The following is a 21950-nucleotide window of genomic DNA, read 5'->3' on the forward strand; positions in this document are numbered from 1 at the left end:
CATAGAATATAAGAGGATACTTTTTGAGGAAAAATTTGATGGTGATTTGAATTATTGATTGGTTTTTGAATATATTAACAGTATATTCTATTGCATTTTTGATTATTTTTCCAATTTATATTAATATAAATGATAATCTTTTAAAATTAAAACATTACAAATACATTACTGTTATTTTAATTATATTATTGATTATTGGAATACTCTTTAAAAAACAAATAGATATGTTACCCTAAAAACCTTAACACATTGTAGTCTATATGCATTGATGATTATTTTATTGTTAATATTTAACCAATAATGCTTTAATTCTGTGCCATTGTAGGTGTGCCATTGTTGGCTGCAGGTACTATCTGTACTGCCTACAGTTCTGGCCTTATAAATGTTGATAGAAAGACCAAGAAGATTACTCTGAATTTTACGCAGCGGAATGAATTGGAATTTGGAATATCCATGGGATTGGATGCATGTGATTTAGGTTCAGAATATAATGTTGTCAGTAAATCAGTTAAAACAAAAAGTGTAGTTAAAGCTATTAAAACTGTTCGTCCCGAAATAAAAAAAGGCATACAAGAAAATGTTTGGAAAATAGGCTTAACTAAAGGCTACTACAAATATACAAAAAACAAAGTAATTGGTGAAAACAAGAAAGAAATAACTAAAGAGATTATAAGAAGTTATATTTTAAATAAATGTGGAACTTTTGTGGTAGATCATGTTTCAGTATAGGTGGAATATGAAGATATTTAAATTTATATTAGCGTTGTTTTTTCTGACAATTATACTTACTACTAGAGTTACTAGTGATTATTCTTTTACTAATGATGAAAAAGATTCTGGAAGAATCAAGGATTATACGGCTATTATTTGTCTATTGGAAGCGTTAATTCTTTATATTCTTGATCATTAATAATTCTCTTTAAGCGGGGGATATTTGTGCATTGGTATGTAATAGTTTTTGTAATTGTTTATTCAATTGGCTTTAGAGTATTTTATTCACGTAGCCATATAAGATTGCGGAAAAAACATTATGAATATTATATTGTTTTTCTAGTTATCCTCTTAATCATTTCAATACTCTTTAAAAAAGAAATTAATATGTTGCCATAATACTTTTAAATTTATATGAATTTAAACTGTTATAATAAATAATTAATACAATAAAACTATTTATTGTCCTCTTTAATTAAGATCTTTAAAGCTTCAATAGCTGTTTCAATAGATCTTTCAGTATCCAGAAATACATCATCATCTCCATATTCAGTATTTCTCTCCTGGTTAAGTATTGCAAGTAACACTCCACCTGCACGTACATGTAGGTGTGATGCTACTGTAAATAATGTGGCACATTCCATCTCTGATGCTAAAACTCCTAGCTTCTTCCATGCTTCCCATTTTTCTTTAAGTATATAGGACACTGCCATTGAGTCAGGGTCATGTTGTCCATAGAAAGAATCCTTGCTTTGAACAACTCCAACATGATAAGTATAATCAAAATCTTTGCTTGCTTTTATTAATGAATTAATTATTTCAATATCTGCAATTGCAGGGTATTCGATTGGTGCATATTCTTTACTTGTACCATCCATTCTTATTGCACCTTGTACAACGATTATATCTCCACTTTTTATATCTTTTCGGATTCCGCCACATGTTCCGACTCTAAGTAATGTTTTAGCTCCACATTTAACTAATTCCTCAGCAGCAATTGCAGTTGATGGTCCTCCAATACCTGTTGAACATACACTTACTTTTACTCCATTTAAATATCCTGTGTAAGTTATGTACTCTCTATTGTCTGCTATAAGTTTTGGTCTATCAAAGTATTTTGCAATCTTCTTGCATCTTTTAGGGTCTCCTGGAAGTAGAACATATTCTCCAATTTCTCCTGGTTTTACTTTGATGTGATACATTCTTCCCTCTTCATCTCTTAAATCCATAATATCACTTTTTATTAAAGTTCACTTGTAATTTCATTGTAAAATTTTGAGTTTTGGGAATCTATATTATCTATTTTCCATATATTCCATAAGATTTAAAAATCTAAATAATTTAGTGGAATTTACCTTCAGACTTTAATCTCTCATAATGGTCAATATCCCTATATTTAAAAATTTTTGCAGGATGTCCCCCTGCTATTGCATATTTTTCAATGTCACTTACAACCACGCTTCCGGCTTGAATAATGGCACCTTCACCAATATGAACTCCCCCAAGTATAATCACGCGATTTCCAATCCAAACATTATCATCAATTATGATTTCTTTTGATATTACTGTTGAATCATAAGGTATCGCATCACCCTCATAATTATGAAAATCTGTAATCATCATACAGTCAATACCTGAATGGAAATTTGATCCAATTGTTACATGTCCTTTTCCTTGAATTGTCATGCCATTAAAATTAACATTATCTTTAAGAGTTGTATTTGAATTAACAACACTTTTACCATTTACCTTAAGGTCCTTACCACATGATAAACAAGAGGCTTTAACATTATTAGTATATCTTTTTCTTTTAATTTCTACAATTTTATCAGTTAGTCCCATAGATATTCCTCAAAATTTTATTAATCATGTTTACTTTCTTTTTATAATTTAATTAATATTTTCATAAAAACTTTAAAAATTTGATTGATGTTTTTAGATTTTGTTTTATCTAATGGTGAAACATTTTATTTTGGGGTTTAAAATTAAAAGGAAGTATTAAATTAGGTGTTTTATTTTAATGTTTCATGTATTTAAAAGAAGTATTAAATTAAATATTTTTAAAAAATAAAAATATTTGCACTTTTAAAAGATTATAATAATTTTCTAAAGATTAGTTAAAATGTAAAGGTTTACAGGTTTTAAAAATAGTATAAAAAATTGGAGTTATTAAGTTTATAGATTAAACCTAATATAATTGGTCTCCAGTGTAAAGATTCTCCTCAGTATATACTCTAATAAGGGTATCTACAATATCCTCATACATTAATCTATATCCAATAGCTCCTTTGCCATCCTTCATATAAACATTGTTTAATGATGGGTCGCTTCCTTCAAAACTGTTGTTTTTGATATACCACATTCCATGGGGTGTGTAGATAAACAAACTTCCTCTGCCTTCTTCCCTTCCATTTTTAAAGCTGTCTTCTGGATCATAGATTTTAGATGAATGTATTGCAAGTCTGCTTAGGTCTTGTTTTGGCTGGGTTCCTCCCCTTATAAATAATGTGTTCAACCAGTCTAGGCATTGGTCTTTAAGCATCTGTTTCTTTTCAGGATCCTTAAATGCATCATCCACCTTCTTCCAACGTTTCTCAAGAGTGTCTGTTATTCCAAGAATTTCTTCAACTTTTGGAACATCCTTCTCAAGACATCTCCATCCGTCTGGACGACCTGTAATTTTAGTTGTTCCTGAGACAAAATCCTTTCTTCTAAATTCTCTAAAATAGGGTTTGACCTTTTCAAATTCTTCATCAGGAATCCTTTGATTTAATCCATATAGGTATCCATAGGCAATAGAATCGTATAGTTTTGTTTCCATCTTTAAAGGTTTTTCTTCAGACATGATTTTTCCCCTCAATAAACTCATATTTAATAAATTAATATATTCACATATATAAATATTTACTCGTTCTTGTTTTCTATAATTTAAAAGTTTAACTTTGTATCTAATTGGAACATTTAGTTGAGTATTGGGTTAGGAGTATGGCACATTTATGCACTGTATTTAAATTTATTTTAACTGGTGAACTGACGATTTTATTTAATAATTCATCAATAAAATAATCTTCATCATTTAGTGGACTATTTAATACAGCCACATCCTGATTTACAAATCCAACATAGGGTTCTATTGGACATTCTAAATTATTTTCCTTTAAGAAGTCTTCTAATTCATAGGACAATCTTAAAACCTTTTGTTTAATCCTATTGTTGTGTTCAAATCTGACTTTCTGGTTGGGATTAATGAATTTGGAGGTTATCGGATTTTCATCGGGAATCAATCTTTTATCGCTGTCCTTACCGAGAAGTGATATTAGTTCTTTAGTTTCATTTTCCTGTTTTATCCTATCTTTGTCTTCCTTTGCATCATACTTTTGTGATACAATGGTATAGATTCCGGTTGGTCCAACCACAACATGGTTTATTCCGTCATTGGATTCTGGAACCTTGACATAATATAGGACATAGAAGTTTTCAGGAAGTGTTAACAGTTTGGAACGGATGATTCTTCCCCTTTTTTCCTTTTCATCAAATGCCCTATTTTTCAGAAGTCCTACTGCAAATATTCCCATTCCTATAAATACAAAGATTAAACTGTAGGTCCTATTGGAACGTATTGTATCAAAAAAACCGAGAACCATTACTAAGGTACCGATTCCGATATAGATGTATGAGTAAGGTTCATTTGTCTCGTTAGGATCAGGTACGAGGTTCTGTTTTTTAATATTTTCCAAACTTTCAAGTGTCCTATCAGGGTTTAGAACATCACTTGAATAAAAAAAAGAATCATCAGATTGTCTATAATCTGGATTATTTATAAAAGAATGGTGTTGGTCAATCTGGGGTTTAAAATTATTGTCTTCGTTATTATGGCTCCTATCCCTAATATCCTTAAATTTGGAATTTCCCCAGTCTAGAAAACCTAATCTCTTTTTAGACTTTTCTTCTTTAGGTAATTTTAAATCATCGCCTACAATTTTGGATACATTATAAGATCCGTCAAAAATGTTATTTTTATTTTCAGAATTGTTTAATCTCCTAGACTTAATATCAGAGTTTCTATCTTTATAGGCAGTATTTCTGGAATTATTCACACTTGTGTTTATGTTATTGTAGTAGTTATTTTCGGTAGTGTTTAAGTTATTATTGAAGTTATATGTGTCCTTTCTATCCTTCATCAGATTATATAATTTGTATCTTTTATCCATGTTTTCCTTGAATGAACCTATTAAATATCCTCTAAGTTCATCATAGTCAAGGGAATCAGGAACCTCTAGTTTCTCAGCCTCAAAACTTTCCTCTTGTCTGGGATAAAGGGAAGGGTGTTTGCTATGTTCAACATTGTCCTCGTAACTTGTATAATTGTTAAGGTTCAAGTTATCGTTGTTTTCTTCATAGTCTGTATAAATCGCATCATCTGAAGGATTGCTGTTAATTTGATCTTTATCCTCTGTATAATATGTATCCTCAACAAAACCGTTATAGAATGCGTCATCTTCATTTTGATAAACTTCATCATTGCTGTGGTCTACATAGATATAATCGTCATCATAGTCTTCAGGCTCTTCCATAATCTCGTTTTCTAATTGGTTACTGAAGGTTTCTTCTTTGAAGTTACGTGGTTCCATATTTTTGTCAATATATTGGAGTCTGCCTCCGCAGCTGGTACACATGTAATCGTTGATGTTATCTGTCTTATCCAAACGATATTTGAGACCACAATCCTCACATTGGACCATGTTGTAGGTTTTTTCAAGAAAATCAGTATTGAATCGTTGGGTTCTACTATTTGATGGGATATTCTCATAATCGTCATCATACATTAAATCTCCAGCACAAATAGAACACTCATAGGTGTTAATGTCCTCATTGTCATCTATTTGGAAATTAGCACCACAATTTTTACAAACCACTACCTTCATTTTAATCCACGTATTCAACTTTTCAATTAAATTAGAAAATATTAGAAAATTACTAAATATTTTAAAATTTCTTATAAAATTAATAGAATTATATTACTTATATATTTTTATTATTATATATTTTTTATTCTATCTAACATTTGCTAAATTATAGTTTAAATCAGATTTATTCTATTCTATTTACTGAGGGTAATCTATAGCTTACATTAACTAATTTTTATTAAAAAATAATTTACTTGGTTTAAGTCATGCTATTTAAAAGATTAATCCTTAGTTTCCCTTAATCCTTTATGTCTATTTTGGATGCTTAATCTTAACTTTTTAATACGGGTTTAAAGTCTAGTTTTTCAAGGACTTTAAAAGATTGTTTTTAAGGTCATTTCTTAAATAATTCATGGATTATTTATTGTTCTCTGATATGACTTTAGAATAGATTTTAATTATCTTATCTAGAATCTTGTCCCAGTTATATTCTTCCTCTGTTAGTCTTCTACCTTCCATACCATATTTTTTCATAAGTTCCTCATCGGAAATTAATGTGTTGATGGCTTTAGATAGTGATCGTATATTATAGTCACAGCTTATTCCACAGTTTTCGTCAACCCATTCTGCGATATGGTTACATTTGGTTAATATTAAGGGTTTACATGAGGCCATGGCCTCGAGTCCACTTGTTGTAAACGATTCGTATTGTGATGGCATAATGAAGATATCGGAGTCTACAAGGGCTTTAAGCTTATCTTCCCTATAAAGGGGGCCTGTAAGAATTACCTTGTCATTGATATTGAACTTATCTATAAGCTTTTCAATCTCCTCTTCAAAACCGTTATCTGGACCTATAATGGCTAACTTAACATTGTCATCATTATAATTTTTAAGATAATCATTAAAGCCTTTTACAAGTAAATCCAAACCTTTTATTCGGTTCAATCTACCGATGAATATAAGCAGTTTCTCATCCTCAGATATCTTGTATTTATTTCTGAATTCCCCTTTTTTCGGAAGATTGTTATATTCCTCAAGATCTATTCCAAGGGGCACAATCTCAATATTTCTATCCTCCACATCCATTTTAAGGTATTGCTCCTTTTCGGTTTCTGTAAGTGCAAATACCCTTTTTGCATCATGAAGTATGTTAAATCCCCAAACTTTGTCAAATATGTTTTTAAGACCCTCCTTTTGAAAGAAAGGTAGAACGGATCCATGGGCTTGTAGGATATAGGGGATGTTATTTTCCACGGCATACTTATGGGCCAATATGGCAAGCGTATGTCTATGTTCATGTATATGGATGATATCAAAGTTCTTAATCTGCTTTTTAAGCTGACCCTTAAGTCCCCTAGGTGTGTCAATTGTAAATCTGTTTTTAAAGGAGTTTGAAATGTTTTTAAAGTAGTATACATGTATTCCGTCTACATCCACATCATAGTTATTCTCAAATACGAGTCTGTTGATACAGGTATCGGTTGTAAAGACATATACCTCATGACCTAATTCGACCTGTTTTTTAGCTATTTGATAGGACGCATTCACAACTCCTCCTGCAGCAAGGCATGGAACAAATGATGGTACAACATGTAAAATTCTCATAATTACTCCTCAGATTCTTTTATAAAGTACAATATTTCCTTCTTCTTTAATGATTTTATAGTGTTCTGAACTTATATTTTCGTTTTTACCTTCGGCTATATAGTAGTCTACATTGTTTTTTAGTAAAACCGTAGTGAAGTTTGATTGGTTTTTATAACTTGCGGTGTTATTTACATCCATTCTAAGATTAAATGCTATTCCACTCCAATCGTCTGCCCAGATTTCTTTATTCTTATAATCCTTGTCATAGTTTATTAACCAGTCGGTAACTGCTCTTTGATTGTCTGATGCCTCCATGATATCCTGTGGCATTCGATTATCAAATGTATGTGGGCTGTTTTCCCCAATGCAATATCCTGTGTATCCAAGTGATCCTATTATGAGTAACATGGGAATTAGAACTTTGATTGTATTCAGTGTTTTTTCTGAAATCTCAAGGTCTTTAAGTTTCATGTAAATCAAATACAATCCGAGAACAATCATATATGCAAGTACAGGTGTGAATGTAATTGCGTATCTGTCTGTTTTAATAATATGGTATGAATAGAATGTGATATTCACTAGTCCCCAGTATATAAACATGAAGTCTATTGCCATATACTTTAAATCGGCTTTTCTAATGAGTCTAAACAATGCAAGGACTGATACTGTAATTAATAATATGGAGGTATATAATGAGACCTTTGTAAAGCTTATGAAATAGAATATCAAAGGAATGATAAACAATATCACTTTTGCATAGAAATATTTGTCCCTCTTTTTTAAGATTTTTCCTCTATTGTACCTATTAAGTAATTGGTAAAGATATAAAATGATTCCAATTAAGATTATTGCCATGAATATATATGACAATATTGACGGATTGTTTCCAATCCATACTAGTTTATTAAACAGATATTTTCCAGGTTTAAATGAGTATGGAATCCATTTTCTGGTTCCAAGATACAATGGAATATTGTCCAGATAGTATAATACATTGTTTACGGTTGCTGCAGCTGTACTTGTTGATACGGCCTGGGATGCTGTAGGATTACTTGTTGCAGATATTGAGGATGACTGGCTAATGAAGAAAAATGGAATATTATATATTCTATATAATCCGAGAACAATGGCTAAACTAATAATCCCTGATAATATTCCCTTAAGTAATTTTCCTAAATGGTTATAGATATAATCTAATGGGTTTCCAGTAAAGAATATTAACATAATCATTGCAGGTAAGGTTAATATCACAGTATACCTTGTAAAGAATCCGAGTATTAAAACAGGAAAGGCAAGATAATAGTATTTCGGATTCTTGTATAATCCAAGTGCCATTAAATATATTGCCCAGATGGACATTGCAAGACCTGGAATATCAAGCATTCCCTTAGATACCCATGCAATGTTTATTGGAAATGTTAAAAGAACTATGGATCCTGTAAAACTTAGAAGTTCATTAAACCTTATACGTAAAAGACCATACATTCCAAGTGCTGTAAATATATAAAAAACACCTGATACAATAAGTATGGTTTTATCGGATACAAAGCCTAATCTAAAAAACAGTGAGGTTAAAAATGGAATAAGGGGGGACAATCCATGGTTTTTACTACTTCCACCAAGACCTGCAAATGCAAGGGCATTATTCAAGTAACTATAAACATCATGAATATAGTATACTCCCATCTTCATATCAATGTTTAAAAGGGTATAAAGAATTGTAGCGCTTATTGTAAGCAGAAGTATAATGCTGATTATATCCTTTTTATATTCTGTAAATTCCATTATTTACACCAATTTTAATAAATTAATTTTTTTAAGATTTAATAGGTAAATAGCTATTTTAACTATCCCATTAAATTCGATTTTTCATCATAATACATAAAATCTAGAGAAATCTTATAATTTTTTTAATAAAAACTCTTATAATTGTCAACTATGTCCTTTTTTCAATGGCTTTTTAGAAATTAGAATGATCCTAATGCGAATGCTATAAATGCAATGAACATTCCTATCTTGAGATTTCTTGAAACTTCACTACATGTTTCGCTGTTTTGGTCTTTTAAAATCTTATAGGAACTGTAGAAGAACAGTATCATCGCAAAGAATACAATTACAATATAGTAGATATTGAAGATGTGATATACATGAAGAAGAGGACATAATATTGTATCTATTATGGCTAGTCCTGCTGATAGATAAGCTGCAGATTTTTTACCATATGCTATGGGGAATGTTTTAGCTCCCTCCTCCTTATCTCCTTCAATATCCTCCATGTCCTTGACGATTTCCCTTGAAGTGGTCATAAGAAGTGCGAAGAATGCGAGAATTCCTGATATTATAACAATTAATGTGGTATGTGTTTCTGCACCAATTATGTCTCCTCCAAACAGGAAACATAATCCGGTCAAAAATCCAACGGAAAGATTTCCAACTAGCACTGTTGATTTAAGATTACGTGCATAGAAATATTCGAGTATACATGCACCGATTACAATTAGAACAGGACCAATATTCTGTGTCATATAACTTATAATTGCACCGATGATTATTGCAGATAAAAACAGTCCATATGAATAATATTTTGCAGTGTTTAATCCTATTCTTCCAGATGGAATAGGTCTTTCAGGTTTATTGATGCTGTCTATCTTTATATCGAAAACATCATTGATTGCATTTCCACCACCGAGTGCTAGGAAAGTTGCAGCCATACCTAAAATTAAAGGGAGACTATAGTTATGTCCTATAACACCCATAAGAATTACGGCAATAATTGCCATAATCGCGTTTCCAGGTCTTATAATTTCTAAATATGCATTCATCTAATCACATTTCTAAAGTTTTATAATTTAATGTTAATCTAATTTTTAAATATTATAGTCTATTAATTTTTTTATACTCTATTTTTCAATTATGATTAAATACTTAATTAGATATATTTAATTATGCTTTTTAGTAAAAATTTTTTAAGTAAACATTTTAGGATAAATCTTTTATTTAATTGTTTTTTGATTAATAAGAGAGTCTTTTTCTAGTTTATTATTTAAATTTTTATAAATATTCAATTTAAGTATTTAAATGGATATTTTTTAGGATCTTTGTATTTAGATTTATTGATTTATTTAAATTCATGTGAGGAAAATATGAAATCTAATTTAATGAAGAGTTTGAGAAGAAATCAGGATAAAATCTCCTTATCTTTTGTTATCGTATTTTTTGCAATAGTTACATTTCTTCTTGTATACATTAACTCCAACACAAATTTTTTAGGTAGATCTTATCGTGATGTGTATTTATATCTATCATTGGCTTTAAGATTTTCAGGTGTTCAATTTGCAGGATATGCTTATATAAACAATTTACCTCCCCTTGTGCCTTTCTTAACTTCACTTCTCTTTAGATTAGGTTTCGTGGATGTTTCAAGTATCTTTATAGTTTGCGGAATCTTCTACTTTATTGGAAATGTGTTTTTCTATAAACTTCTAAGAATTAGATTTAGAAATCCCTATGCCCTTGTTGGTGCGATTATCTATGGATGTTTAAGTATTAATTTACTTTGGGCTGCAAATGGTACTATCGACATTCCTTCAATTTCCTTATCTATTATTGCTTTATATGCTTTAATCATGGCTGTGGACAATAATCAAAAATACTTTTATCTGGCTTTCCCAGCATTGGTACTTGCATTTCTGGCTAAGTATACGGCATTGTTAATGGTTCCAGTAATGTTTCTGTATTATATCTTAAGGGTATTCTCCTGGAGGAAATTGAAGAATTATTGGAGGAATACTCTCGGGGGCATTGCATTTGGAATCATCACATCTTTACCCTATGTTGGATATGTCCTAGTTAATCATTATGCCTTCGGATTTTTAAGTCAATCCGGTGAGGTTGCAGGTGAGGTTGCAAAACAATCACAGCTTTCCCATCCCGTTGTTAATGATCTGGGATTCTATCTAACTCATGCTGTAAACTGTATAAGTAACTTAAGCATATTGTCATATATTGTCATATCTGTATTTCTTTTAGGATTGTTTTTAATCCTTTATAGGACTAGGAACATTCTAAAAGTTACCTATAATCAACAGTACATTCGTTTATTTAGACGTGATGTTCCATTGTCAATTATCTATAAACTGATAATTATTTGTATAGTTGCTTTGATTGCTGTATTTTTAACTGCAGGTAGATTCACAGTAGTTTTAAGTGAACTATTGTTATTTGGAATTGTTTATTTCATGGGAGTACTTTCCAATAAGGTTATAGGTAAATATAACCATATTCCACGTAAAAGAAAATATAAATATTTCAATTTTGATATTCTGATGTTTACATGGTTCTTTGCATATTTGGTATTCTTCACTTCACATGTTACTAAGGCGGATAGGTATTTTACAACTATTGCTCCTGGATTTACAGCTTTGGTAATCTTGGCGTTGTATGTTATGGTGAATACAAATAGAATTAGAAACATTTCCTTTGACCTTAAAGAAAACCATAGGAAGGATTATAATATAAGGTTATCCACTATAATCCTTTTGATATTTGGTTTGGTATTTGTTATATCTGCGGCATATTCTCTAAATGTGGATAAATATGATCCACTTGTAGATGATGAGCAAAACATGGCTAATTATTTAAGCAGTAATTATCCCGATTATGTAAATACGGTAATTGGTGCTAATAGGGCTCCAATATATGTATGGTATTTACATAAGGAAATAAAACCTATAACTATATCAAATAACTCTACTATATTGGATTATAATCTTAAAAAATATAATACGACCTATTATATTGGAAATGACTCTAGTTTGGATGTTAATAATTATAACAAGATTATAAACTATGGTAATGTAACATTATATAAAAAATCAGAGGATCTAAATTAATTTAACCTTTTATTCTATTTTTTCCTTTTTTTAATATTTTTTAAAAAAATAGCTATTTTTTTTATTGTTTGCATTGAATCTTCTTATTGTTGTTGAATTTTTAAAAATAGTTTTTTTTAGATAGTGTTTTTAAGAACAATTTAATTTCCAGTATTTATTTTATATTTTATTAAAAAGAGATTGTTTTAAGTATTCGTCAGAACAGCTTATTATAATTTATTTTAAATAGATAATTTCAAGCACTCATTAAAAAAACAGTTTATTTTGGTATCTATTTAAAAAATAGTTCATAATATTGATTTTAAAAACAGCTATATTTTAAGTTTCATTAAAAAAAGTTAAAGATAGTCTTAAGTTAAATTATCTGTCATTCTTCTTAAGACTTTTTATAATATCCTCAACATAATACTCACTACTTGTAGAGGATATTACATACTTAATTCCGTTTTTACTAAATTGATAATCGGTTTCACCCTGTTCATTGTAATTTTCATTTGTTGTTTCAATAACTAAAACAGGAATTCCGCTCATGGTTATGTTATACTCGTCCTCAATAATATAATCCTGAAAATCGCTTTCAGTTAAGGTGGTATTTTCCATAATTGTAATTGATCCATCACCGTCATAGGTCTTTAAGGTTACAATATTGTTATTTTTATTGTTAGAATCATCAACTGTAGTACCTTCAGGTAATTGGAAGTTACTGTTTTCTAATGTTACAGTATTGCTTGTTTGAACCTGGAGTGCATGAAGACCTACAATAAACCCTGAGATAACCAGTATTAAACATAAGATAAAAAGCATATTCTTTATCTTTCTAGATTTGGGATCTTGAGGTTTCTTTTTAATCTCCTCATCATTAATATATAAGTCTTCCTTAGTCATTTTACACACGGTTTTTTAAATTATATATAAACTATTTTTTATATATTTCAATTAATATTATTTATAATTTCTTTAATTAATTACTAATCCTGTTCAGTATTTTAGCAAATTTCCTTGTCATGTTTTCCGTTGTATATTCCTTAATCTTCTCGTTTCCAGGATATTCTATTTTTCCATTTTTTATAAATTCATTATAATATTTAAGAAAGGCTTCCTTACATTCTTTGACATTGTCTGTATGGTATCCCATATTTGTCTGGTTAATAATATGTTTTAAACAGCCTTCTTTATATCCTATGGATATTACAGGTTTTTGAAGCCCCATATATTCAAAAACTTTTCCCGGAATGAATATTGCCTCTTTAGGATTATTCCATGAAATTAAAAGAAGTATGTCACTTTCCTTTTCCTTTTCAAGTACCTTGTCATGGTCTATAAATCCGTGGATATTGATTATGTCCTCAAGGTTGTATGATTTTGCAATATCCAGTATATTTCCACTATCTCCATAGAAATTAATTGCAATCCTGTTTTTGTCTATTTTGCCCTCATTGTCCAATTCTTCTATTGATTTAAAAAGAATTTGGGGATCCCTTTTACCTTCATATAATTTACCTGCATAGGTGATATTTAATCTGTCTCCTTTTGGTTTAATGTTTTCAAGACCCTTAAATTCTTCCATGTCATACCCGTTTTCTATTGAATAAATTTCCTTTTCCGGATGTAATGACTGCAATATGTTTTTGGATAATGGGCTTGTTACGGTTAATATGTCCGTGTCCTGAAACATTTCCCTCTCTAATTTCATTTCAAAGTGTCTTCTTATAAAATTATGATTTACATATGGGTTTTCATTCCATAAGTCCCTTAAATCAGCAATCCATGGAATGTTATATTGTTGATGTAGGTCTTTAGCTATTTGATGACAGGTTACAGGCCATGATGAGGATATTATCCCGTCAATTTCATTTTCACTAATGACCTTTTTTGATGCCTCCATTGCCGGTTTATACCAATATTTCATTCCATCAGGATATGCAAATATTTCCCCTGCAATGTGTATCATCTTTTGTGTAAGCTTATTTGTATGAGTATTTACAGTCAAATTATTGTTGTCATTTGTAGAGCTGTTTGTTTTTTTGTTTGACTTTAAAAAACCTGTATATTTATCTAACATGTCAACATAATCTGTTTCAATGATTTCTATATCTGGAAGTTCAGTTTTATTTATACCTGCATCTAATCCATTAATCTTTGGTGTAATTATGATGGGCATCCATCCATATTTGGGCAGATATCTTCCAAGATTTCTTAATCTTTTAGATGCTATCTCATTTTTCTGATTAAAATAGAATGTAATAAATAAAACTTTCTTCATTTTTTTAACCTTTTGATTTTTTTAATCTTATTAACAAAGTTTAAAAACAACTTAATATAAACCTATATGTAATATATTTATCAATAGTTATTTATTTGTTGATATATTATATTTAATAAATCAAACTAAACTTTATCATTTTATTTACTATTAACATAGGGTGTTATTTTGACAGAAAAGATAAAAATTGCTATAGTTGGAATTGGTAACTGTGCTAGCTCACTTATCCAAGGAATCCATTATTATGCAGATAAAAATGAAGAAGATTCAATAGGTTTAATGCATTGGGAAATTGATGGTTATAAACCATCTGATATCGAAGTAGTCGCTGCTTTTGATGTTGATAAAAGAAAAGTTGGCCAAACAGTAGATAAAGCTATTTTTGCAAAACCTAATTGTACAACAGTCTTCCAGAAGGATATTCCTGAAACTGATGTTAAAGTTTCAATGGGTAAAGTATTGGATGGTGTTGCTCCTCACATGGCTAATTTTGAGGAGGATTTAACTTTCGTTGTATCTGATGAAAAGGAACCGGAACTTGAAGATGTTGTTAAGATCTTAAAAGATAGTGGGGCGGAAATGCTTTTAAATTACCTTCCAGTAGGATCTCAGAAGGCTACTGAATTCTATGCTCAGGCTTGTTTAGATGCAGGAATCGCATTCATCAATTGTATGCCTGTATTTATTGTAAGTAATCCTGAATGGGAAGCAAAATTCAGAGAAAAAGGTATTCCTGCAATTGGTGATGATATTAAAGCACAACTTGGAGCTACTATTACTCACAGGACCTTAACTAACTTATTTAAAAATCGTGGTGTTAAATTAGATAGAACATATCAATTAAACACTGGTGGAAACACTGACTTTATGAATATGTTAAACAGAGACAGACTTGCTTCTAAAAGGGAATCTAAAACCGAGGCTGTTCAATCTGTTGCTGGAGAAAGACTTGACCCTCATGATATTCACATAGGTCCAAGTGATTATGTTGCATGGCAGAAAGATAATAAACTTTGTTTCTTAAGAATGGAAGGTAGGGAATTTGGTGATGTTCCAATGAATATCGAACTTAGATTAAGTGTTGAGGATTCTCCAAATTCTGCAGGATGTGTAATTGACGCTGTCCGTGTTTGTAAATTAGCTTTAAAACGTGGTATTGGAGGTCAATTAACTTCAATTTCATCTTATCTTATGAAACATCCTCCTGTTCAATATACAGATGATGAGGCATTTGAAAAATCAAATCTCTTCATCGAGGGAAAAATAGATAGGTAACTTGTTTTATCTATCTTTTTATTTTTTTAAAACGGTTTTTACTTGTTTTTGATTGAACTTTGTCTGATATTTTCTGGTTTGTTTTAATTTAGAAATAGCTTTTTATTTATTTTAAATTGAACTTTATATGATACTTTTTACTTTGTTTTAATTTAGAAATAGCTTTTTTTTAGTTTATTTGTTTAGAACTAAAAATCAATGAATATTCTCATTTCGTCTATTTTCTCAGTTGGTGTCCTTTTAACCTTAAAATTCTTTTAGTTTTTAGTTATGCCTAATTTTCATCTGTTTTTTAAAGTTCTATTTAACTATTCTTAAAACTTTTATAAATATTCTAAAATAATCATATTATTTGTATATTTCGTTCATTTGTACAATTTTATGTTTTTTCTGGATTATCCTTACAAATTTAATATGGGATTAAAATAGTTAAGTTTTATTAATATAAAAAACAATATATAATTATTTAGTGAAAAATTTATATTTAAATTAAAGATTATGAATATATTAAATAGATTTATTTGATTAGATATTTTTCTTTAATTTGGATTAACTTTATTATTGTATAATTTTAGTTTAATGTTGATATTAAATCCTTATTTTAACAATAAGGTAATATTATTACGGGAATGGTGTATTTTTATGAAAACTACAAAAATTACTGAGACCGCTTTAAGGGATGCTCACCAATCACTATTAGCAACTCGTATGAGAACACGAGATATGATTCCTATTGTAGAAGAGTTAGATCAAATAGGTTATTTTTCTTTAGAAGCTTGGGGAGGAGCTACATTTGATACATGTATCCGTTACTTAAATGAGGATCCGTGGGGAAGATTGAGACAAATCAAAGAAAAAGCTACTAAAACTCCTATCCAAATGCTTTTAAGAGGTCAAAATCTTTTAGGTTATAAAAACTATCCTGATGATGTTGTAACCGCATTTGTTGAAAAATCCTATGAAAATGGTGTTGATATATTTAGGATTTTTGATGCTTTAAATGATGTACGTAATATGGAACAATCTATTAAAGTCGCTAAAGCTCAAGGGGCTCACGTTCAAGGAACTATTAGTTATACTATTAGTCCTGTTCATACAATCGACTCCTATGTGGATTTCGCTAAAAAACTTGAGGAACTTGATTGTGATTCCATTTGTATTAAAGATATGGCTGGATTAATCACTCCACAATCTGCATATGAGCTTGTTTCAAAACTTAAAGAAGAAACCGATTTGCTTGTAGATTTACATTGTCATTGTACCAGTGGAATGGCACCGGTTACATATTATGCTGCATGTGAGGCAGGTGTCGATATTTTAGATACTGCAATATCACCATTAGCATGGGGAACTTCCCAACCACCTACAGAAAGTATTGTAGCAGCACTTGCAGGAACTCCATTTGATACAAAATTAGATCTTAAATTACTCAATACTATTAAAGAGTATTTCAATGACATGAGGGAGAAATACGGATCTATCCTTGATCCTATTGCTGAACAAATCGATACTGATGTTTTATTATATCAAATCCCTGGTGGAATGTTATCTAACCTTGTATCTCAATTAAAAGAACAAAATGCACTTGACAGATATCAAGATGTATTAGAGGAAATGCCTAGAACAAGGAAGGATATGGGTTACCCACCTCTTGTAACACCTACCAGTCAGATTGTAGGTATTCAATCTGTAATGAATGTTCTTGGTGGTAAAAGATATAAAATGGTATCAAACGAAATTAAAGATTATATGAGGGGAATGTATGGACGTCCTCCTGCTAAAGTTAATGATAAAATCTACAGGAAAATATTAGGTGATGAGAAACCTATCGATTGCAGACCTGCAGATTTACTTGAACCTGAACTTGAAAAGTATAAAAAATTAGGTGAAGAGGAAGGTATCGTTAAAAAACCTGAGGATGTTCTAACCTTAGCATTATATCCTGAGGTAGGTGCTAAATTCCTAAGGGGAGATGCTGAAGAGGAAGAGCTTAAACCTAAAGCACAACTTTCCGATAACACTACAGCTATCCCAACAGAATATAGTGTTGAGGTAGATGGGGACATGTTTGATGTCAAGATTTTACCTACTGGATACTTCCAAATTGAGGATTCAGACAAACGTCCTTTTTCACCAGTTGAAGGGGCAATTACCTCACCTATGCAGGGTATGGTTTTAAATATCAAAGTCCAGGTTGGAGATAAAGTCACTAAAGGTTCAACAGTCGCTGTTTTAGAGGCTATGAAAATGGAAAATGATATTCAGGCCGATAAAGATGGTGTTGTAAAAGAGATATATGTTGAAAAAGGTGATGCAGTCTCTGCTGGAGATGCTATAATGGTCATCGAATAGATGGCTTATCTTTTTTTTCTTTTTCTACTATTTTTTTTATAATCTTGGATTTTTTATAATTATTTTCTGAGGGAGTATAATGGATGATGAGAAATGGGCCGTTAAAGGACCTCTTGAATTACATGAGGCAGAATGGGCTGATAAATTTGCCCGTGCATCTGGTATAATCTATGAATTAAACAATCTTCACCCTTCTGAAGTTGATAAGAAACACCGATTGTTAAATGACTTATTTGGACATATCGGTGAGAAAACAGAAGTTCTATTACCATTTAGTTGTAATGTGGGATCAAACATTAAAATAGGAAAGGGATCCTTTATCAATGCAGGATGCACATTTTTGGATACAGATTCAATTGAAATTGGAGACTATACTCTGTTAGCTACAAATGTTACGGTTATCTGTGCTGACCATCCAGTATCTACCCGTGAGCGTATATTGCCTGTTGATGATGATTTGGAAGATGAAGATTATTCATATATTGATGATAAAGGTAACTTTGATGATTCAATAGAATATACTTTCCTCAATACTAAAAAACCAGTGAAGATAGGTAATAGGTCCTGGATTGGTGCCAATACAATTATATTGCCTGGTGTTACTATTGGTGATAATACTGTAATTGGTGCAGGTAGTATTGTAACTAAAGATATTCCATCTAATGTTATTGCAGTAGGTTCTCCTGCTCGTGTAATAAGAAAAAATAAATAATTTTTTTTAATTTTTAATTAACTATTCTATTTTTGAATTTAATAATTCAAAAAAGAATAAACCTAAGAATATTATTGATTAAAACCTTTTTTAAAATTAGAGTTAAGAGTATTAATTAAATATCTTAATTTATATTCCTATTGTTTATTCTTTTGTTATATGCTAATTTTTATAAATTTTTTACTTAGTAAAATCTATATTTCTAAGTAATATTCTAATTTCTTAGTTAGTTTTAAATACTTTTTAAATTTAAATAATATTGTTAATTGATGAGGTTTTAGATATGCCAATTATTACAACAATTTCAAGTAAAAATCAGACATCTGTTCCCTCAGCCATTAGGAAGAAATTCGATTTAAAACCGGCTGACAAGTTAGAATGGATTGTTAAAGATGATGAGATTATAATCAAGAAGATTACTCCCTTAAGTTTTGAGGACATGAAAGGAAGATATGCAACTGAGGAATCTTCTTTTAACTGGATTGAACTTAAGAAAAAGATTGAAAGAGGAGAATAAAATGATTTTTCTAGATAGCTCTTTCTTAATTGCTTTCTTCTTAAGAACCAATTCAAACTATGAAAGGGCAAGTGAGATATTTGAATCTACTATTAAGGATGAAACATTTCTAATAAGCCACCATGTTTTATCTGAAATAATTACAATGGTTGGTCGTAAAATAGATTCAAAAGCATCATTTGAGGTATACAACTTTTTAATCTATTCCTGTAAGGTTCATACAGAAAGCTCTAAAGATTACAATAAGGCTATAAATCTATTCGTCCAATATGATGGTGATCTGTCATTTGTGGACTGTTTAAATCTAGCTATCATGGAGTCTAGAAACATTTCTAAAATAGCATCGTTTGATGATAACTTTGATATGGTTAAGGATATTGAAAGGATCCATTAATTGCAATGGATTTAAATTGAATCAATTTCCAGATTTTTTAATAATCAACTAAAGCTATTAGATATTTATAATTTTTTTTAAAATAATCAGTAAGTCATTTGTGGTGAATATGCATCTATTATTAAATTCTATAAAATGCTCTGCATGTGGAAAATGTGCAAGTGTATGTATTCGAGATAACTTAAAACTAGTGGGAGATCACATTGAGGAGACAGGTGGAAACTGTTTTGATTGTGGTCAATGTATGGCGGTATGTAAGGAAGATGCTATAAGGTTGAAAGTATATGAAAACCAGGAAGATAGGATTGAGGATTATAATCCTAAAGAGATTCCATTTTCCTATGATGAGTATATTCAGTTTTTAAAACAGAGAAGGTCATGCAGATGGTTTACAAGAAAGGAAGTTTCAAAAGAGGAATATAAAAAGCTTTTTGAGGCAGCTTATTATTCCCCCTCAGCTCAGAATATGCAGGATGTGGAATTTCTAGTGGTTAAGGACAATCTTCAAGAATTTCTGGAACATGTTTACAGTATTATTAAGGTGGAAGAAGATGAATTTCCAAGAATTGCCCAATTTGGTGATTATCTAAAACATCCCGACAATTATAAAAATAATCCTTTTTTATGGGAAGGTAAGGAGTTAATTTTAACCTTCTCTAATAATATTATGGACGGTATAATTGCAAGTACAAGGGTTGAACTTGCTGCATATACCTTGGGTCTAGGGGGATTCTATTCCTTGTTCCTTTCAAAAGCAGATTCAATTGACCATGATAAGCTTATGGAATTCTTCCCACAGATTGATTCAGGTAAACATATGTCTTCCGTTTTTGTAATTGGTCATCCAAGAACAAGGTTTTTAAGAACGATACCTCATAAAAAGATTAGATTTGATTATTATTAATTAATCTATATACCTTTGATTTAACTAACAGATTAAGTTTTAGATTGAAAATCATGGCATCATAAAATACATATCTTTATTCTAATTTATTTTTTTATTATAATCTAAATCTGAATAGACCGGAATTTAATTATTTTATTTTTTTTATTATAATCTAAATCTGGATGGGTTTGGAATTTAATTATTTTTTTCTTATTCGTGATCTAAGTTTGGATAAGTTCAGGATTTAATTATTTTATTTTTTATCTAAGATTTAAATCTGAATAAGTTCAGAATTTAAGATTCCCTTATTGCAATTGGGACAGAATTTTAATTGGCTTAATTCTAATGTTTTGTTATTACATCTTGGACATTGGTTGTTGGTAGAATCAATCTTATCAAATAAAATCTCCCTTTTTTCATTTAATGCAAATATTACCTTATTTAGTTTATTTGTAGATAGTTCGTTAATCAAACTTCTGGTTTCTTTTAAATCGAGTCCACTTTTATTCTTATTAATTATATAAAATTTTACTAGTTTATTGCAATGTTTACAATATCTGCTAATTAGCCTTCCAGTAATTGGAGATTTTTTAACAGCTATCTTGTTTTCCTCATGTAAAATACCACTTGCAATACATTCGTCAATATAATCTAATTTATCATCAATGTAGAAGATTATATCGTCAAGGTCCCAATAATCCCAATTACAGCTATTGCAGCTATATCTTATACCAGTTCCCATATTACCACTAAATCTATATAAAATTCTTTAAAAAATTATTATCATTTATATGATATTTCTAATCTTTTATATATAGATTTAAGAAAATTTGAAAAAATGGTTCAATAATATTAAGTTTAATATTGGATTTGATTTTAAAATATGGATTTAAAAATATTATGGAGATTTAAAATTTATCTCTAAATGGTTTAAAATAAAATGTTTAAAAAAAAGTAGTTGGTATTGAATAATAGAATTATTACAATTAGATTAATCTTTTACTACAATTTCATCTAATTTCAATTCATTGCCGCATTTAGGACATAGACTATCATCGGATATCCAAGTTAGGACTTTACCGCATTTTGGACAGATGTCCTCATTATTGTCTCTTGAACGATCATCTTGCCAGAAGTAAATCCTGTATAATTCGTCTTCAGATGCAGCATCTATCTTTTCTCTGATTTTATCATTTGTTAGGCTGGTGTAGTTATCCCTATCTGTTATGATGTATACCCTGACAGTATCATCACATTCCCTACAATATGCCTCATCTATCCTTCCGGATAGTGAGGATTTTCCTGCCTTTTCAAGTGATGACTTTGTCACTTGTTCGATAGTAATCTTTTCTAAGTCATCATCGAAGTAAAAGATTAGATCCTTGTATTCGAATTCAAATGAACAATTTTTACAGGTATATTTATCAATTAGTGCCATGTTATCATCCCTT

Annotated in this window: 20 protein-coding genes; 9 read left to right on the plus strand and 11 right to left on the minus strand. The window is 30.0% G+C overall.

What is annotated here, in order from left to right:
• Nucleotides 1-336: 336 nt before the first annotated feature.
• On the plus strand, nt 337-729 hold the full coding sequence (locus ABM4_RS01470; protein ID WP_048200776.1) for a hypothetical protein: 393 nt from the start codon (nt 337-339) through the stop codon (nt 727-729).
• A gap of 34 nt (nt 730-763) precedes the next feature.
• Nucleotides 764-910 carry a hypothetical protein gene (locus ABM4_RS01475; RefSeq protein ID WP_156815316.1) on the plus strand — a complete coding sequence of 49 codons (147 nt, stop codon included), beginning with the start codon at nt 764-766 and terminating at the stop codon, nt 908-910.
• 256 nt (nt 911-1166) lie between these two features.
• On the opposite strand, the gene udp is transcribed toward ABM4_RS01475, so the two are convergent.
• The 7 genes from udp to ABM4_RS01510 form a co-directional block, all read right to left on the minus strand.
• Nucleotides 1167-1940 carry a uridine phosphorylase gene (gene udp / locus ABM4_RS01480; protein WP_016357916.1) on the minus strand — a complete coding sequence of 258 codons (774 nt, stop codon included), beginning with the start codon at nt 1938-1940 and terminating at the stop codon, nt 1167-1169.
• Nucleotides 1941-2052: 112 nt separating this feature from the next.
• Nucleotides 2053-2553 (minus strand): acyltransferase, encoded by a 501-nt coding sequence (locus ABM4_RS01485; RefSeq protein WP_016357917.1) that lies wholly within the window; start codon nt 2551-2553, stop codon nt 2053-2055.
• 346 nt (nt 2554-2899) lie between these two features.
• The gene (locus ABM4_RS01490) at nt 2900-3556 is read right to left on the minus strand and encodes a hypothetical protein (RefSeq protein WP_016357918.1); all 657 of its coding nucleotides are present in this window, start codon (nt 3554-3556) and stop codon (nt 2900-2902) included.
• 103 nt (nt 3557-3659) lie between these two features.
• Nucleotides 3660-5636, minus strand: coding sequence for a hypothetical protein (locus tag ABM4_RS01495; protein WP_016357919.1), 1977 nt, complete (start codon nt 5634-5636; stop codon nt 3660-3662).
• Nucleotides 5637-6035: 399 nt separating this feature from the next.
• On the minus strand, nt 6036-7226 hold the full coding sequence (locus ABM4_RS01500) for a glycosyltransferase (protein WP_016357920.1): 1191 nt from the start codon (nt 7224-7226) through the stop codon (nt 6036-6038).
• Nucleotides 7227-7235: 9 nt separating this feature from the next.
• Nucleotides 7236-8993, minus strand: a complete 1758-nt coding sequence (locus ABM4_RS01505; protein WP_016357921.1) for a glycosyltransferase family 39 protein — start codon at nt 8991-8993, stop codon at nt 7236-7238.
• Between the two features lie 182 nt (nt 8994-9175).
• On the minus strand, nt 9176-10030 hold the full coding sequence (locus ABM4_RS01510) for a UbiA family prenyltransferase (RefSeq protein ID WP_016357922.1): 855 nt from the start codon (nt 10028-10030) through the stop codon (nt 9176-9178).
• A 321-nt stretch (nt 10031-10351) separates the two neighbouring features.
• On the opposite strand from ABM4_RS01510, the gene ABM4_RS01515 reads away from it, so the two are divergent.
• Nucleotides 10352-12100, plus strand: coding sequence for a glycosyltransferase family 39 protein (locus ABM4_RS01515; RefSeq protein ID WP_016357923.1), 1749 nt, complete (start codon nt 10352-10354; stop codon nt 12098-12100).
• Between the two features lie 360 nt (nt 12101-12460).
• On the opposite strand, the gene ABM4_RS01520 is transcribed toward ABM4_RS01515, so the two are convergent.
• Together ABM4_RS01520 and ABM4_RS01525 are read right to left on the minus strand one after the other, a co-directional pair.
• Complete coding sequence (locus tag ABM4_RS01520) at nt 12461-12985, minus strand: hypothetical protein (protein WP_016357924.1); 525 nt, start codon at nt 12983-12985, stop codon at nt 12461-12463.
• Between the two features lie 76 nt (nt 12986-13061).
• Nucleotides 13062-14363 carry a glycosyltransferase gene (locus ABM4_RS01525; RefSeq protein ID WP_016357925.1) on the minus strand — a complete coding sequence of 434 codons (1302 nt, stop codon included), beginning with the start codon at nt 14361-14363 and terminating at the stop codon, nt 13062-13064.
• A gap of 168 nt (nt 14364-14531) precedes the next feature.
• Between ABM4_RS01525 and ABM4_RS01530 the strand changes: the two genes are divergently transcribed.
• The 6 genes from ABM4_RS01530 to ABM4_RS01555 all read left to right on the plus strand — a co-directional run bounded on the left by ABM4_RS01530 (nt 14532) and on the right by ABM4_RS01555 (nt 20517).
• Entirely contained in the window at nt 14532-15638 is a 1107-nt protein-coding gene (locus ABM4_RS01530; protein ID WP_016357926.1) for an inositol-3-phosphate synthase, read from the plus strand.
• A gap of 642 nt (nt 15639-16280) precedes the next feature.
• Nucleotides 16281-17990 (plus strand): sodium-extruding oxaloacetate decarboxylase subunit alpha, encoded by a 1710-nt coding sequence (gene oadA, locus ABM4_RS01535; RefSeq protein WP_016357927.1) that lies wholly within the window; start codon nt 16281-16283, stop codon nt 17988-17990.
• A 79-nt stretch (nt 17991-18069) separates the two neighbouring features.
• The gene (locus ABM4_RS09165; protein ID WP_016357928.1) at nt 18070-18702 is read left to right on the plus strand and encodes a sugar O-acetyltransferase; all 633 of its coding nucleotides are present in this window, start codon (nt 18070-18072) and stop codon (nt 18700-18702) included.
• Nucleotides 18703-18985: 283 nt separating this feature from the next.
• Nucleotides 18986-19219 (plus strand): AbrB/MazE/SpoVT family DNA-binding domain-containing protein, encoded by a 234-nt coding sequence (locus ABM4_RS01545; protein ID WP_016357929.1) that lies wholly within the window; start codon nt 18986-18988, stop codon nt 19217-19219.
• Nucleotide 19220: 1 nt separating this feature from the next.
• On the plus strand, nt 19221-19613 hold the full coding sequence (locus tag ABM4_RS01550; protein WP_016357930.1) for a type II toxin-antitoxin system VapC family toxin: 393 nt from the start codon (nt 19221-19223) through the stop codon (nt 19611-19613).
• Between the two features lie 109 nt (nt 19614-19722).
• Nucleotides 19723-20517, plus strand: coding sequence for a nitroreductase family protein (locus ABM4_RS01555; RefSeq protein ID WP_016357931.1), 795 nt, complete (start codon nt 19723-19725; stop codon nt 20515-20517).
• A 253-nt stretch (nt 20518-20770) separates the two neighbouring features.
• Here the strand turns inward: ABM4_RS01555 and ABM4_RS01560 are convergent, their stop codons facing one another.
• Both ABM4_RS01560 and ABM4_RS01565 read right to left on the minus strand, forming a co-directional pair.
• On the minus strand, nt 20771-21241 hold the full coding sequence (locus ABM4_RS01560) for a hypothetical protein (protein ID WP_016357932.1): 471 nt from the start codon (nt 21239-21241) through the stop codon (nt 20771-20773).
• Between the two features lie 249 nt (nt 21242-21490).
• A complete protein-coding gene (locus ABM4_RS01565; RefSeq protein WP_016357933.1) occupies nt 21491-21937 on the minus strand; it encodes a hypothetical protein in 447 nt (148 codons plus the stop codon).
• Between the last annotated feature and the right edge of the window lie 13 nt (nt 21938-21950).

It is taken from the genome of Methanobrevibacter sp. AbM4, from assembly GCF_000404165.1.
Classification (GTDB): Archaea; Methanobacteriota; Methanobacteria; order Methanobacteriales; family Methanobacteriaceae; genus Methanarmilla; species Methanarmilla boviskoreani.

Bases quoted from the DNA above. Each gene is read 5' to 3' on its own strand.
- udp (WP_016357916.1), bottom strand. From the start codon at position 1,940: ATGGATTTAAGAGATGAAGAGGGAAGAATGTATCACATCAAAGTAAAA.
- ABM4_RS01485 (WP_016357917.1), bottom strand. From the start codon at position 2,553: ATGGGACTAACTGATAAAATTGTAGAAATTAAAAGAAAAAGATATACT.
- ABM4_RS01490 (WP_016357918.1), bottom strand. From the start codon at position 3,556: ATGTCTGAAGAAAAACCTTTAAAGATGGAAACAAAACTATACGATTCT.
- ABM4_RS01495 (WP_016357919.1), bottom strand. From the start codon at position 5,636: ATGAAGGTAGTGGTTTGTAAAAATTGTGGTGCTAATTTCCAAATAGAT.
- ABM4_RS01500 (WP_016357920.1), bottom strand. From the start codon at position 7,226: ATGAGAATTTTACATGTTGTACCATCATTTGTTCCATGCCTTGCTGCA.
- ABM4_RS01505 (WP_016357921.1), bottom strand. From the start codon at position 8,993: ATGGAATTTACAGAATATAAAAAGGATATAATCAGCATTATACTTCTG.
- ABM4_RS01510 (WP_016357922.1), bottom strand. From the start codon at position 10,030: ATGAATGCATATTTAGAAATTATAAGACCTGGAAACGCGATTATGGCA.
- ABM4_RS01515 (WP_016357923.1), top strand. From the start codon at position 10,352: ATGAAATCTAATTTAATGAAGAGTTTGAGAAGAAATCAGGATAAAATC.
- ABM4_RS01520 (WP_016357924.1), bottom strand. From the start codon at position 12,985: ATGACTAAGGAAGACTTATATATTAATGATGAGGAGATTAAAAAGAAA.
- ABM4_RS01525 (WP_016357925.1), bottom strand. From the start codon at position 14,363: ATGAAGAAAGTTTTATTTATTACATTCTATTTTAATCAGAAAAATGAG.
- oadA (WP_016357927.1), top strand. From the start codon at position 16,281: ATGAAAACTACAAAAATTACTGAGACCGCTTTAAGGGATGCTCACCAA.
- ABM4_RS09165 (WP_016357928.1), top strand. From the start codon at position 18,070: ATGGATGATGAGAAATGGGCCGTTAAAGGACCTCTTGAATTACATGAG.
- ABM4_RS01545 (WP_016357929.1), top strand. From the start codon at position 18,986: ATGCCAATTATTACAACAATTTCAAGTAAAAATCAGACATCTGTTCCC.
- ABM4_RS01550 (WP_016357930.1), top strand. From the start codon at position 19,221: ATGATTTTTCTAGATAGCTCTTTCTTAATTGCTTTCTTCTTAAGAACC.
- ABM4_RS01555 (WP_016357931.1), top strand. From the start codon at position 19,723: ATGCATCTATTATTAAATTCTATAAAATGCTCTGCATGTGGAAAATGT.
- ABM4_RS01560 (WP_016357932.1), bottom strand. From the start codon at position 21,241: ATGGGAACTGGTATAAGATATAGCTGCAATAGCTGTAATTGGGATTAT.
- ABM4_RS01565 (WP_016357933.1), bottom strand. From the start codon at position 21,937: ATGGCACTAATTGATAAATATACCTGTAAAAATTGTTCATTTGAATTC.